This is a genomic window from Pseudomonas fluorescens, assembly GCF_000802965.1.
Lineage (GTDB): Bacteria > Pseudomonadota > Gammaproteobacteria > Pseudomonadales > Pseudomonadaceae > Aquipseudomonas > Aquipseudomonas fluorescens_A.
The window spans coordinates 95,038-106,680 of sequence record NZ_JSAK01000021.1 but is presented as its reverse complement, the minus strand read 5'-3'; the positions used below and the strand labels follow the sequence as shown (position 1 = coordinate 106,680).

At 57.4% G+C, this 11,643-nt stretch carries 10 protein-coding genes and 2 tRNA genes; 1 reads left to right on the top strand and 11 read right to left on the bottom strand.

Annotated features, from left to right (window positions below):
• Nucleotides 1–65: 65 nt before the first annotated feature.
• From NL64_RS18965 to NL64_RS18950, 4 genes are all read right to left on the bottom strand, one after another.
• Complete coding sequence (locus NL64_RS18965; protein WP_034149597.1) at nucleotides 66–920, bottom strand: hypothetical protein; 855 nt, start codon at nucleotides 918–920, stop codon at nucleotides 66–68.
• A 177-nt stretch (nucleotides 921–1,097) separates the two neighbouring features.
• Complete coding sequence (locus tag NL64_RS18960) at nucleotides 1,098–2,330, bottom strand: tyrosine-type recombinase/integrase (protein WP_034149596.1); 1,233 nt, start codon at nucleotides 2,328–2,330, stop codon at nucleotides 1,098–1,100.
• 169 nt (nucleotides 2,331–2,499) lie between these two features.
• Nucleotides 2,500–2,576 (bottom strand) — tRNA-Met (locus NL64_RS18955).
• A gap of 116 nt (nucleotides 2,577–2,692) precedes the next feature.
• Nucleotides 2,693–4,750 carry a methyl-accepting chemotaxis protein gene (locus tag NL64_RS18950; RefSeq protein ID WP_034149595.1) on the bottom strand — a complete coding sequence of 686 codons (2,058 nt, stop codon included), beginning with the start codon at nucleotides 4,748–4,750 and terminating at the stop codon, nucleotides 2,693–2,695.
• Nucleotides 4,751–5,083: 333 nt separating this feature from the next.
• On the opposite strand from NL64_RS18950, the gene NL64_RS18945 reads away from it, so the two are divergent.
• Nucleotides 5,084–6,301, top strand: a complete 1,218-nt coding sequence (locus NL64_RS18945; RefSeq protein ID WP_034149594.1) for an MFS transporter — start codon at nucleotides 5,084–5,086, stop codon at nucleotides 6,299–6,301.
• 152 nt (nucleotides 6,302–6,453) lie between these two features.
• Here the strand turns inward: NL64_RS18945 and ychF are convergent, their stop codons facing one another.
• From ychF to lolB, 7 genes are all read right to left on the bottom strand, one after another.
• Complete coding sequence (ychF, locus tag NL64_RS18940; protein WP_015096822.1) at nucleotides 6,454–7,554, bottom strand: redox-regulated ATPase YchF; 1,101 nt, start codon at nucleotides 7,552–7,554, stop codon at nucleotides 6,454–6,456.
• Nucleotides 7,555–7,576: 22 nt separating this feature from the next.
• Nucleotides 7,577–8,161 (bottom strand): aminoacyl-tRNA hydrolase, encoded by a 585-nt coding sequence (gene pth / locus NL64_RS18935; protein ID WP_008037207.1) that lies wholly within the window; start codon nucleotides 8,159–8,161, stop codon nucleotides 7,577–7,579.
• Between the two features lie 170 nt (nucleotides 8,162–8,331).
• Nucleotides 8,332–8,931: a 50S ribosomal protein L25/general stress protein Ctc gene (locus NL64_RS18930; protein ID WP_034149593.1), complete on the bottom strand. Its 600-nt coding sequence runs from the start codon at nucleotides 8,929–8,931 to the stop codon at nucleotides 8,332–8,334.
• 142 nt (nucleotides 8,932–9,073) lie between these two features.
• Nucleotides 9,074–10,015, bottom strand: coding sequence for a ribose-phosphate pyrophosphokinase (locus NL64_RS18925; protein ID WP_003171603.1), 942 nt, complete (start codon nucleotides 10,013–10,015; stop codon nucleotides 9,074–9,076).
• 45 nt (nucleotides 10,016–10,060) lie between these two features.
• Nucleotides 10,061–10,135: transfer RNA gene (locus tag NL64_RS18920), tRNA-Gln, on the bottom strand.
• Between the two features lie 36 nt (nucleotides 10,136–10,171).
• Nucleotides 10,172–11,023 carry a 4-(cytidine 5'-diphospho)-2-C-methyl-D-erythritol kinase gene (gene ispE, locus NL64_RS18915; protein ID WP_034149592.1) on the bottom strand — a complete coding sequence of 284 codons (852 nt, stop codon included), beginning with the start codon at nucleotides 11,021–11,023 and terminating at the stop codon, nucleotides 10,172–10,174.
• Nucleotide 11,024: 1 nt separating this feature from the next.
• On the bottom strand, nucleotides 11,025–11,642 hold the full coding sequence (gene lolB / locus NL64_RS18910) for a lipoprotein insertase outer membrane protein LolB (protein WP_034149591.1): 618 nt from the start codon (nucleotides 11,640–11,642) through the stop codon (nucleotides 11,025–11,027).
• Nucleotide 11,643 lies beyond the last annotated feature (1 nt).

Here is an 11,643-nt window from a genome sequence, read left to right as displayed (position 1 = left end):
GAATGCCGAGTGGGCGCTCATGCGTGCCCTAATAGGGTTTCAGACAACCCTAATAGGGTCGAGTTTTAGGCTGAGGCATCCTTACGATCTTGCGCGATTCTTGCTGCTGCGGCCTCCAAATATTTAACGATGGTGTCCGTGGTGCCAGGCGACATTACACCGATAGCGGATGCTGCCTTTTGAATGTCCTCTGCATCGGAGTAGGGCTTTTCGAGGCTGTACTTCCCCTCCATAGCAAGCACATAGATCAATTTCTCTATTGTTCTCCGAGAGCGCTTATCAAAAGGCTTGTCTTCTTCCGCTCGTAGTTTTGCCAGTTCAGCCTGATGCTTCTCCTTCAGCTCCTCACGGGCCAGATGATCGACCATTTCAGATGTTTGCCACTGAGATCGCAGTTCGTCCGCCTCTCGTTCTGCAACCTCGCATACACCCTCGGTAATTTTTAATTGGCGCTGCAGTTCGGCGTTGCTCGCTCGCTCTCGTTCAAGATCTTCGCGTAAACGCTCCAGCTCCGTAGCTTGGTTTGCAGTTCCATTCATGACGTCAGCAAAGGCCTGGATATCAGAAGGCTTGAACAGCGGGGTTCGCATCTCTGGATTTATAGTTGCAAACCAAAGCACCTCCTCTTCACCTCTATCGCGTAGTGTCCCAACAACCCAGACTCCCTCAAATTGTGTAAATCGCCACCCTTCATCTACCCGAGCTACACCCCCCCCTATAACCTCTGTGGTTTCGGTCGCCTCACCAGGAGTGTTCAGGTACCCCTTTGCACCTAAGCAACTTAGATAAACATCAATGTGCCCGTCATACCAAAGTTGGGCAAAGTCCATTCCGCTTATAGGGGTAGAGGTCAATTTTTGGAGCCAGCTATTTGCATCTTTGCCTGTAATGAACTCTTTGAATTTATAAAGTTTTTCCATCTCACGCCTCCCAAGGCGTTCCCGTACTGAATAGATCGGCTGGCCAGGCGGCTGGGAAGTCCGCTTTTCGCTCCGTCGAGCTAGGTCAGCCAAAACTGTTATCCGTGCGAATACTGGCTATTCGAACAGTGATGGCATCAGTCTATATCTGTCTATGCGAACATTGGAAGGCCCGCATCAGGCCCGCTTGATCGACACGACATTGCCCTTGGCCAAGGTGTCCAGATGGTCGGCATACCATTGCATCATCGTCGTGCGCTGCGGTAGGTATTGGGCTTTGTTGTAGACGCCAGCGACGCCAGGCTTCTTGTGCGAAAGCTGGGCCTCGACATGGTTCTCGTCGAATCCGTTTTCGTTGAGCACCGTTGACGCGATATGGCGGAAGCCGTGGCCTGTTTGCCGGCCTTCATATCCCATCCGACGCAGTGCCATCAGGAACACTGTGTCGCTCCGCGGTTTGGTGTGATCGCTGCGACCTGGGAAGAGAAGGGGATAGCTGCCGGTGTATTGGCGCAACTCTTCAAGCGCCTCGATCGCCTGAGATGAAAGTGGAACCAGATGCTCCAGCCCTTTCTTGCGGCCTTTACGCTCGACGGGAATTGTCCAAATCTTCTTGGCAAAGTCGAACTCTGACCACCGTGCCTCACGCAACTCGCTGGGGCGCACGGCGAAGAGGCTCAGCAGTCGCAGGCCGAGACGCACGTCGTGGGCATGAGGGTAGGCTGCTATGGCGCGGATCAGGCCCGGTAGTTCGTCCGGCGACACGTTGGCGTAGTTCTCTGCCTTGCCTGACTGGAGGTATTTCTGAAGGCCTTCAAGCGGGTTATGAGTTGCGCGGCCGGTCACCCTGGCCAAGTCGTAGACGTCTCTGCAATACGAGCGAACCCGGCTCATCTGCTCGAGGATTCCCTGCTGCTCCATGCCCCGAAGAAACTCCATCCATTCGAGCGGGGTGATGTCTGCATAGGGACGCTTACCGAACACGGGAAAAACATGCCGCTCGAAGGCGCCCATGATTCGCTTCGACGTGCCTGCGTCCCAGTTGGTGAGTCGTGAGGTGTACCACTCCCTTGCCAGCGGCTCGAATGTTTCGGCGGCAATGTTCCTTTCCGCTTTCTTGCGAGCCTGCTTTGTGACGATCGGGTTCTTTCCATCAGCAGCGTCGGCGCGCAGCTCGGCAGCTTTCTGCCTGGCCACCGACCCGCTCACATCGGGATAACCGCCCAGCCCTAGCCATGACCATTTCCCGTCGGGCTTCTTGTATCGGAGCTGCCAGGACTTCTGACCGTCAGTTTTCACGCGGAAATAAAGACTGTTCCCATCGAGCTCGCGGTACTCCTTGGCGTCAGGCTCTAGCCCGGCCAGCGCGGTGTCGGAGAGGGGGCGGCGCTTTATCTCTGAACGCTTCATTTGACCTGTATCCCTTCGGTTCAATTATTTGTCGAGGATACACAGAGGGATACAAGGAGGGAAGGTATAGGGGGATACAAGGAGGAACAGCCAGAAACAAGAAAGCCCGCACGAGGCGGGCTTCTTGTTTTGATTTATAGACATCCTGAGACATCTGTAAATCGGTACTTGGTGGCTACACAGGGACTTGAACCCCGGACCCCAGCATTATGAATGCTATGCTCTAACCAACTGAGCTATGTAGCCAAGTGGCGCGCATTATTCACCGGTAATGCAGATGCGTCAAGCGTAAATCTAAAATATTTCTCTACACTTTCAACCGCTTATCCTCCGAACCCGAAAAAACGGGTCGGAGGAGGGCGTCAATTGAGCTGAAAGCGGCCGGTATTGGCACTCAAGGCCTTGCTTCCCTGGCTCAAGGTGTCTGCCGCCAGGTTCACTGCCCGCGCGCCTTCGAGCAAGCGGACAGCCGCCTGATCGACTTGCTGGATGTTGCCGCTGACTTCGTCGGCGGTGCTCGCTTGCTCGTCCACCGCCGTGGCGATCTGCGCCAGGGTGTCGGTGACGCCTTGTACCGCACTGGCAATCTCTCCCAGTCGTTCGCCCAGGCCAGTGACGGCATGTGCGTCTGATTGTGCCTGGCCGCAAGCGGCTTCCATCAGGCTGACAGCTTCGTTCACGGTGCTGCGCAGGCTATCCACCGTGCCGGCGATTTGTGCGGTCGAGGACTGGGTGCGTTGCGACAGGCTGCGCACTTCATCGGCCACCACGGCAAATCCGCGACCCTGCTCCCCAGCGCGAGCGGCCTCGATGGCGGCATTGAGTGCCAACAGGTTGGTCTGCTCGGCGACTCCGCGAATGGTATCGACCACCAGTTGAATCTGTTGCCCTTGTTCACTGACCCGCCCGAGCGCCGCTGCCGTGTCATTCAAGCGCTGATTGAGCTGCTGAATGCTCGCCGTCGTGCGCTGACTGTCGCGGCTGCTGTCGGCGGCGATGCGCTGGGTGTGCTGAGCGCTGCCTGAAGCCTGTTCGCAGCTCTTGGCCACCCCTTGGGAGGTCGCGGCCAATTGCGTCGCTGCAGCAGCGATCTGGCTGATCTGCAGTTGCTGGGCTTCGACTTCGCCCAAGGCACCGCTGGAATGATGATTGAGGGTTTGCACCGCATCGCTCAGTTGCAGGGTCTCGTGATCGACCCCCAGCAAACTGGTGCGCAACTGCACCACCGCGACGTTGAGAGCAGTGCTGATGGCCGCCAGTTCGTCCCGGCCCTGAACCGGCACTTGCAGGCTCAGATTGCCGTCGCGCAACGCTTCGGCCAGCAGAGTGATGCCGCTGGCGCTGCGGCGGATGGAGGCCTGCAAACAGATGAACAGGTACAGCGCGGCCAGCAACAGGCCGCTAAAAATGGCCGCCACGACGATGAACTGGCGAATCGCCGAATCGTGGTAGTAATCCAGACGTAGATCCAGTGACACCAATGATTGCTGGCGCAGCGAGGCGAGGTCAGCGAGCAGGGCGTCCAGGCTGCGCTCGAAGTCCTCTGGCTTGAGATTGATGCTGCCGCCGAATACACCGTCATCCAGGACTTTCAGGCCGGCATCGAGGTGCGTGAGGCTGTCGTGGTATTGCCCGGCCCAGGTTTGCAAGGCGCTGGGCAATCGCGCTTCGAGCAGGCCTGCGGTTTTGACCAGCTGTTCACGGGCATCGCCGATACGGCTGCGTAAGTCGCGCAATTGCAGGCGACTTTGCAGGGTGAATTGCCCGGACACCACCGACGCCTGCCCGACGCTGGCCAGACGACCGACCCGCTCGATCAGGTCTGGTGCGTGCTGCGTGGAAATCTGCGTCAGCAAGTAGGTTTCGAGCCACGGTGCCAACGTCAGGCGATTGTCCATGGCGATCTGTTCGCGCAAGGCTTGCAGGGCGCTCAAGGCATTGGTGAAGCGATCGTAACCGTCCGGCCACCAACCGACGCTGCTCAGGCTTTTCGAGTCCAGGCCATTGAGAGCGCTTTGCAGCGTTTGATAACGAGCCAGGGTTTCGCCCCCGGCGCCTTCGGTTTTCAGCGCGTTGCCGAGGTCCGAGGTGGCTTGGGCGATCGCAGGCTGAACCGCATCAAACGCGGACATGGCGGTGAGTGTGGCTGGCGTCGGCTGGCGATTGGTTTCGGTTGCGCGCCAACGCGCTGCACGGTCACGCTGGGCAGCGAGCAGGTTGTCGAGCGCATCGAGGGCGAGCAGTTGACGTACCCCGGCACGCTCGCCGGAAATAAGGTTGAGTTTGTCGCGGTAGTCCTGACCGATCATCCACAGGCTGCCGGCCAGTGGCAGGATAAACAGCAGAAACAACAACTGAAACTTGCGTGCGAAACCAAAACGCCCCAGCAGCGCGATCCCCGGTGATAAAAAAGCCTGCATGCCCCATGACTCCTTTGGACACCACGCACCATTGGCGTGCATCAAGGCCATTGCGACCCCGACCTGTGCCCTTCTAAAAGGCCTCGAAAGTTCACCTTTGCCCGCTCTGTAGGCCGGCTCTGTGGTGAAACTTCCCATTCTCGGTCCCCTTTGTAAGGGGGGCGCGTTGAAGCGGATAAGCAAGGCAAGATTCAGACCATGGCTTTGCGCTATCACCGAAAAAGCGATGAATTTCGAAGTCGTTAGCAGGCTAAGGGGATGGCGCTGTTGCACCGAAAAATGGCACATTGACGCACCTGCCCGCGTGCACCTACCTGTTGTCTGGAAATTCTCATGGCTATCACCAACGCCCAGCCCGCCACCACGGCGGCGCCCGCAGCTTCGCAAAGCAGTCCACTGGTCATGCGCATTATCGGCGCGGTGGCACTGGCGCATCTGATCAACGACCTGATTCAGTCGGTGCTGCCGTCGATCTATCCAATGCTCAAGGCCAACTACGGCCTGACCTTCACCCAGGTCGGCCTTATCACCTTGACCTTTCAGTTGACGGCTTCGCTGTTGCAGCCATGGGTTGGTTATCACACTGACCGTCATCCCAAGCCATGGCTACTACCGGCCGGAACGGTCTGCACCTTGATCGGGATTTTGATGATGTCGGTGGTCGGCACTTTTCCTCTGATCCTGCTGGCGGCGGGCTTGATCGGTATTGGCTCCTCGACCTTTCACCCGGAAGCTTCTCGTGTGGCGCGACTGGCTTCGGGTGGACGCTTCGGGCTGGCGCAATCGACCTTTCAGGTCGGTGGAAATGCGGGGTCGGCGTTCGGTCCGTTGCTGGCTGCAGCGATCATCATTCCTTTCGGTCAGGGTCATGTTGCGTGGTTCGGCTTGTTCGCGGTGTTTGCGCTGTTTGTGCTCTACCGGATCAGCCGCTGGTACGCCAATCACCTGAACCTGTTCAAGCTCAAGCAAGGTCAGGCGGCGACTCATGGGTTGTCGAAGGGGCGAGTGACCAGCGCACTGGTGGTGCTCGGGTTGCTGGTGTTTTCCAAGTATTTCTACATGTCCAGCCTCACCAGTTACTTCACCTTTTACCTGATCGAGAAATTCGACCTGTCGGTGGCCAGTTCGCAGCTGCACCTGTTCCTGTTTCTCGGTGCGGTAGCGGCGGGGACCTTCTTCGGTGGGCCGATTGGCGACAAGATCGGCCGTAAGGCGGTGATCTGGTTCTCGATCTTGGGCGTTGCGCCGTTCACATTGCTGATGCCCCATGTCGACCTGTTCTGGACGACTGTTCTCAGCATTGTCATCGGCTTCATCCTGGCCTCGGCATTCTCGGCCATCGTGGTCTACGCGCAGGAGTTGGTGCCGGGCAATGTGGGGATGATCGCCGGGGTGTTCTTCGGCTTGATGTTCGGGTTCGGCGGGATTGGCGCGGCGTTGCTGGGGCACCTGGCGGATATTCACGGGATTGAGTACGTGTATTTCCTGTGTTCGTTCCTGCCGTTGTTGGGTGTGTTGGCGATCTTCCTGCCACGGACCAAAAAGGCCTGACCCACCTTGTAGGAGCCGGCTTGCTGGCGATAAAGGCGCTGCGGTCTGTCTGATACACCGCGTTATCGTTTTTCGCCAGCAAGCCGGCCCCTACAGGAATTTCAGGCAAAAAAAACCGCGTATCAAACGCGGCTTTTTGTTTGGCGTGTCGCTTACACGTTGAAGCGGAAGTGCATCACGTCGCCGTCTTTGACGATGTAGTCCTTGCCTTCCAGACGCCATTTACCGGCTTCCTTGGTACCGGCTTCGCCCTTGTACTGGATGAAGTCGTTGTAGGCGATCACTTCGGCGCGGATGAAGCCTTTTTCGAAGTCGGTGTGGATCACGCCAGCGGCTTGTGGTGCGGTGGCGCCGACGCGGACGGTCCAGGCGCGGACTTCTTCGACACCAGCGGTGAAGTAGGTCTGCAGGTGCAGCATTTCGTAGCCGGCGCGGATCACACGGTTCAGGCCTGGCTCTTCGAGGCCCAGGGCTTCGAGAAACATGTCTTTCTCTTCGCCGTCATCAAGCTCGGCAATTTCCGCTTCGATCTTGTTGCAGACCGGAACAACCATGGCGCCTTCTTCTTCGGCGATGGCCTTGACCACGTCCAGGTGCGGGTTGTTTTCGAAACCGTCTTCAGCAACGTTGGCGATGTACATGACCGGTTTGGTGGTCAGCAGGTGGAAGCCCTTGATCACCGCTTTTTCGTCGGTGCTCATGGTTTTCATCAGGCTGCGCGCAGGCTTGCCGAGGGTGAAGTGAGCGATCAATTGCTCCAGCAGGCCTTTCTGAACCACGGCGTCCTTGTCACCACCCTTGGCGTTACGCGCGACTTTCTGCAGTTGCTTCTCGCAGCTGTCGAGGTCGGCGAAGATCAGTTCCAGGTCGATGATTTCGATGTCGCGTTTCGGGTCGACGCTGTTGGAGACGTGAATCACGTTCTCGTCTTCGAAGCAGCGGACCACGTGGGCGATGGCATCGGTTTCACGGATGTTGGCCAGGAACTTGTTGCCCAGGCCTTCACCTTTCGACGCGCCGGCAACCAGGCCCGCGATGTCGACGAATTCCATGGTGGTCGGCAGGATGCGCTTCGGATTGACGATGGCGGCCAGGGCTTCCAGGCGCGGATCCGGCATCGGCACGATACCGCTGTTGGGTTCGATGGTGCAGAAGGGGAAGTTCTCGGCCGCGATCCCGGATTTGGTCAGGGCGTTGAACAGGGTGGACTTGCCGACGTTAGGCAGGCCGACGATGCCGCAATTGAATCCCATGGTGTTTCCCCTCGGATAAGAGTCAGGCCTTCTGGCTGTGCAGGTTTTTCATCGCGCGGTTCCATTCACCGGCGAGGATATCCGGCAGCACGCCGAGGGCAAAGTCGATGCTGGCATCGAGTTTTTCCTGTTCGGCGCGTGGCGCACGACCCAGGACGAAATTTGAAACCATACTGGCGACGCCCGGGTGGCCGATGCCAAGCCGCAGACGGTAGAAAGTATTCTGATTGCCCAGTTGCGCAATGATGTCGCGCAACCCGTTGTGACCGCCATGGCCGCCGCCCTGTTTGAGCTTGGCAACGCCCGGAGGCAGATCGAGTTCGTCGTGCGCCACGAGGATTTCTTCAGGCTTGATGCGGAAGAAACCAGCGAGAGCCGCTACAGCCTGGCCGCTGCGGTTCATGTACGTGGTGGGAATCAGCAGACGAACATCCTGACCCTGATGCGAATAGCGCCCGGTCAGGCCGAAATATTTGCGATCGGCCACAAGATTGACGCCTTGTGCGTTCGCGATGCGCTCAACAAAAAGGGCCCCTGCGTTATGCCGGGTCTGTTCGTATTCAGCACCTGGATTTCCCAGGCCAACGATCAGTTTGATGGCAGTCACGATAGGGGCCCTTCCTTGGAGTGTTGGATAACATCGCCGCAATCAGGGAGAGCGGCGAAAGTGGACGAAAAATGCTCATTTACCATGATGTAAACTCCGCGTTCTCGCCCGCTTTCTCGCTACGTTCCAGTCCGCGATGTTACTTGATCACTCCGGCTTCACAGAGTGAATTACTCTGCAGCGCCTTCGGTAGCTTCTGGAGCAACACGTGGAGCGTGAACGTTGGCAACAGCCTTGTCATCACCGTGTGCCAGAGCAACGAACTCAACGCCTTTAGGGGCTTTGAGGTCAGACAGGTGAATGATCGAGCCGATTTCGGCGTTAGCCAGGTCGACTTCGATGAATTCAGGCAGGTCTTTTGGCAGGCAGGTCACTTCGATCTCGGCAACAACGTGCGAAACTTCGCCGCCTTTCTTGATCGGAGCTTCTTCGCCAACGAAGTGTACAGGCACGATAGCGGTCAGTTTCTGGCCAGCTACAACGCGTACGAAGTCAGCGTGCATCACGTGGCCTTTGGCCGGGTGACGCTGCAGAGCCTTGATGATTACGTTTTGCTTGGTGCCGCCAACGTTCAGCTCGATGATGTGGCTGTAAGCCGCTTCGTTTTCGAGCAGTTTGGCAACTTCTTTGGCCAGCATGCTGATGGATTCAGGGGCTTTTTCGCCACCGTAAACTACAGCTGGAACCAGGCTTGCGAGACGACGCAGGCGGCGGCTCGCACCTTTCCCCAGGTCGGAACGCACTTCAGCATTCAGAGTAAAATCGTTCATGTTGTATCTCCAAAATAACCACACTCGCCCCAGCGTTTGCGACCAGCGCTAAAGGCGATATGGGCAAAAAAGCCCCGCCCCGACAGGAATGCCGGGGCGGGGCGCTTTTCGTCAACGAGACATTTCGAGAAGGGCAGGGCCCTTAGCGGAACATCGCGCTGATCGATTCTTCATTGCTGATGCGGCGGACCGCCTCGGCAACTACCGGTGCGATATCCAGTTGGCGGATACGCGCACAGGCTTGTGCTGCAGCGGACAGCGGGATGGTGTTAGTCACCACCAACTCGTCCAGCACGGAATTTTCAATGTTTTCGATCGCCCGACCCGACAGCACAGGGTGCGTGCAGTAGGCGAAAACCTTGGCAGCGCCATGCTCTTTCAAGGCCTTGGCCGCGTGGCACAGGGTGCCGGCGGTATCGACCATGTCATCGACCAGAATACAGGTACGCCCTTCGACATCACCGATGATATGCATCACTTCAGAGTGATTGGCTTTCTCACGGCGTTTGTCGATGATCCCGAGGTCCACGCCCAGCGACTTGGCAACAGCACGTGCACGCACGACGCCACCAATGTCCGGGGACACGATCATCAGGTTTTCGAAGCGCTGATCTTCAATGTCATCCACCAGAACCGGGGAGCCGTAGATGTTATCTACCGGAATATCGAAGAAACCCTGGATTTGGTCAGCATGCAGATCAACCGTGAGAACACGGTCGATGCCGACTACGGTAAGCATGTCAGCAACGACTTTCGCGCTGATAGCCACACGTGCGGAACGCGGACGGCGATCCTGACGGGCATAACCAAAGTAAGGAATAACAGCAGTGATACGAGTAGCCGAGGAGCGGCGGAAGGCATCAGCCATCACTACCAGTTCCATCAGGTTATCGTTGGTCGGAGCGCAAGTCGGCTGAATAATGAAAACGTCTTTACCGCGAACGTTTTCATTGATCTCGGCTGTAATTTCGCCGTCGGAGAATTTACCGACGGAGATGTCACCGAGAGGGATATGCAGCTGACGTACGACACGTCGAGCCAGATCGGGGTTAGCATTCCCCGTAAAGACCATCATCTTGGACACGCGCAGTACCTAGAGGCTGAGGGTAACCTGGATGAGTATAGAAAATGGCAGGGGCGGCTGGATTCGAACCAACGCATGGCAGGATCAAAACCTGCTGCCTTACCGCTTGGCGACGCCCCTGTATCTGTTGCAACGATTACCCAGTAATCGATTCCTTTAGAGCAGACTCTGGAGCTTGCGATGCAACATCGAGATGTTGCTTCCTTTTGCTACAAAACCTGTAAGGGTCTCTGTAAGAAGGGCCGAGACTTTATCAGCTTCAGCTTTGCTTGGGAAGCCCCCAAACACACAACTTCCAGTTCCGGTGAGTTTTGCTTCGGTAAATTTACCTAACAAATTCAATGCGTTACGTACCTCTGGATAACGCCTTGCTACTACCGGCAAGCAGTCGTTTCGACTGTTTCCCTTGGGAACGGGGCGCACTTTAATGGGCGGCGTGTTACGTGTCAACAACGGATCTGAAAAAATTTCTGCCGTACTTACAGAGACTTGCGGTACGAGCACCAGATACCACGGTTCTTCCGGGTATTCAGGGGTCAGTTTCTCCCCCACACCCTCGGCGAAAGCCGCATGGCCACGTACGAAAACCGGGACATCGGCGCCAAGCGTTAGCCCCAGAGCGGCCAGTCGATCCTCGTCCCAGCCCAATTGCCAAAGGTGGTTCAGGCCCAGCAGGGTCGTCGCGGCGTTCGAACTGCCGCCACCGATTCCACCGCCCATGGGCAGAATCTTGTCGATCCAGATATCAATCCCGAGCGAGCAGCCCGATTGCTCCTGGAGTTTTTTTGCGGCTTTGACGATCAGGTTACTGTCGTGCGGGACGCCGTCGAATTCGGTATGCAGATGAATGACGCCATCGTCGCGCACGGCGAATGTGATCTCATCGCCGTAGTCGAGAAATTGAAACAGCGTTTGCAACTCGTGGTAACCGTCTTCACGACGACCCAGAATGTGCAGCATCAAATTAAGCTTGGCCGGGGATGGCAGGGTCAGGCGACTGGCTGGCATTTTATTGCCCCAATTTGCGTGGTTGCCAGGCCTTGATCACTAGCGTGACATCAAGGTCGGTGCCGTGCAGTTTGATCCGCTCGGGCAGCCAGTAGCCGTTTTGCTCGGTGTAGCCGGTGTATTCGACTTGCCAACCGTCCTGTTCGAGATTGGCCAGGCGGCTGTCGGCGTCGAGTGTCAGACGGCTTTTACTGTCCGGAGCCGGCAGCCCGCGGACCCACCAGGCCAGATTGGCGACAGGCAGTTTCCAGCCCAGTTGCTCTTCAAGCAGTGCATCCGGGGACGCCGCTTCATAGCGCCCCTGGTTGGCGACCTCCAGAGAAACCTTGCCCGGACGTCCGGTCAGGCGCGCCGCGCCGCGACCCAACGGGCCGGACAGGCGGATGTCGTAATAATCCTGGCGCTGCAGCCAGAACAGCGTGCCGCTGCCGGAATCCTTTGGTGCGCGAATGCCGATCTTGCCGTCAATCTGCCAACCATCAAGGTTGGTCAGTTGCTGTTTGTGCTCGCGCCATTGGGCGGGGTTGCCGTGCCCTTCGACCGATTCGCGGGCACCGAAGCCTGCGCAACCAGCAAGCAGGGCGATGAAACTGAAAACGATGATGTGGCGCAAAAACATA

Coding starts and splice junctions, on each gene's coding strand:
- ychF (WP_015096822.1), bottom strand. CDS start 7,554: ATGGGATTCAATTGCGGCATCGTCGGCCTGCCTAACGTCGGCAAGTCC.
- ispE (WP_034149592.1), bottom strand. CDS start 11,023: ATGCCAGCCAGTCGCCTGACCCTGCCATCCCCGGCCAAGCTTAATTTG.
- NL64_RS18930 (WP_034149593.1), bottom strand. CDS start 8,931: ATGAACGATTTTACTCTGAATGCTGAAGTGCGTTCCGACCTGGGGAAA.
- NL64_RS18960 (WP_034149596.1), bottom strand. CDS start 2,330: ATGAAGCGTTCAGAGATAAAGCGCCGCCCCCTCTCCGACACCGCGCTG.
- NL64_RS18965 (WP_034149597.1), bottom strand. CDS start 920: ATGGAAAAACTTTATAAATTCAAAGAGTTCATTACAGGCAAAGATGCA.
- NL64_RS18950 (WP_034149595.1), bottom strand. CDS start 4,750: ATGCAGGCTTTTTTATCACCGGGGATCGCGCTGCTGGGGCGTTTTGGT.
- NL64_RS18945 (WP_034149594.1), top strand. CDS start 5,084: ATGGCTATCACCAACGCCCAGCCCGCCACCACGGCGGCGCCCGCAGCT.
- lolB (WP_034149591.1), bottom strand. CDS start 11,642: ATGTTTTTGCGCCACATCATCGTTTTCAGTTTCATCGCCCTGCTTGCT.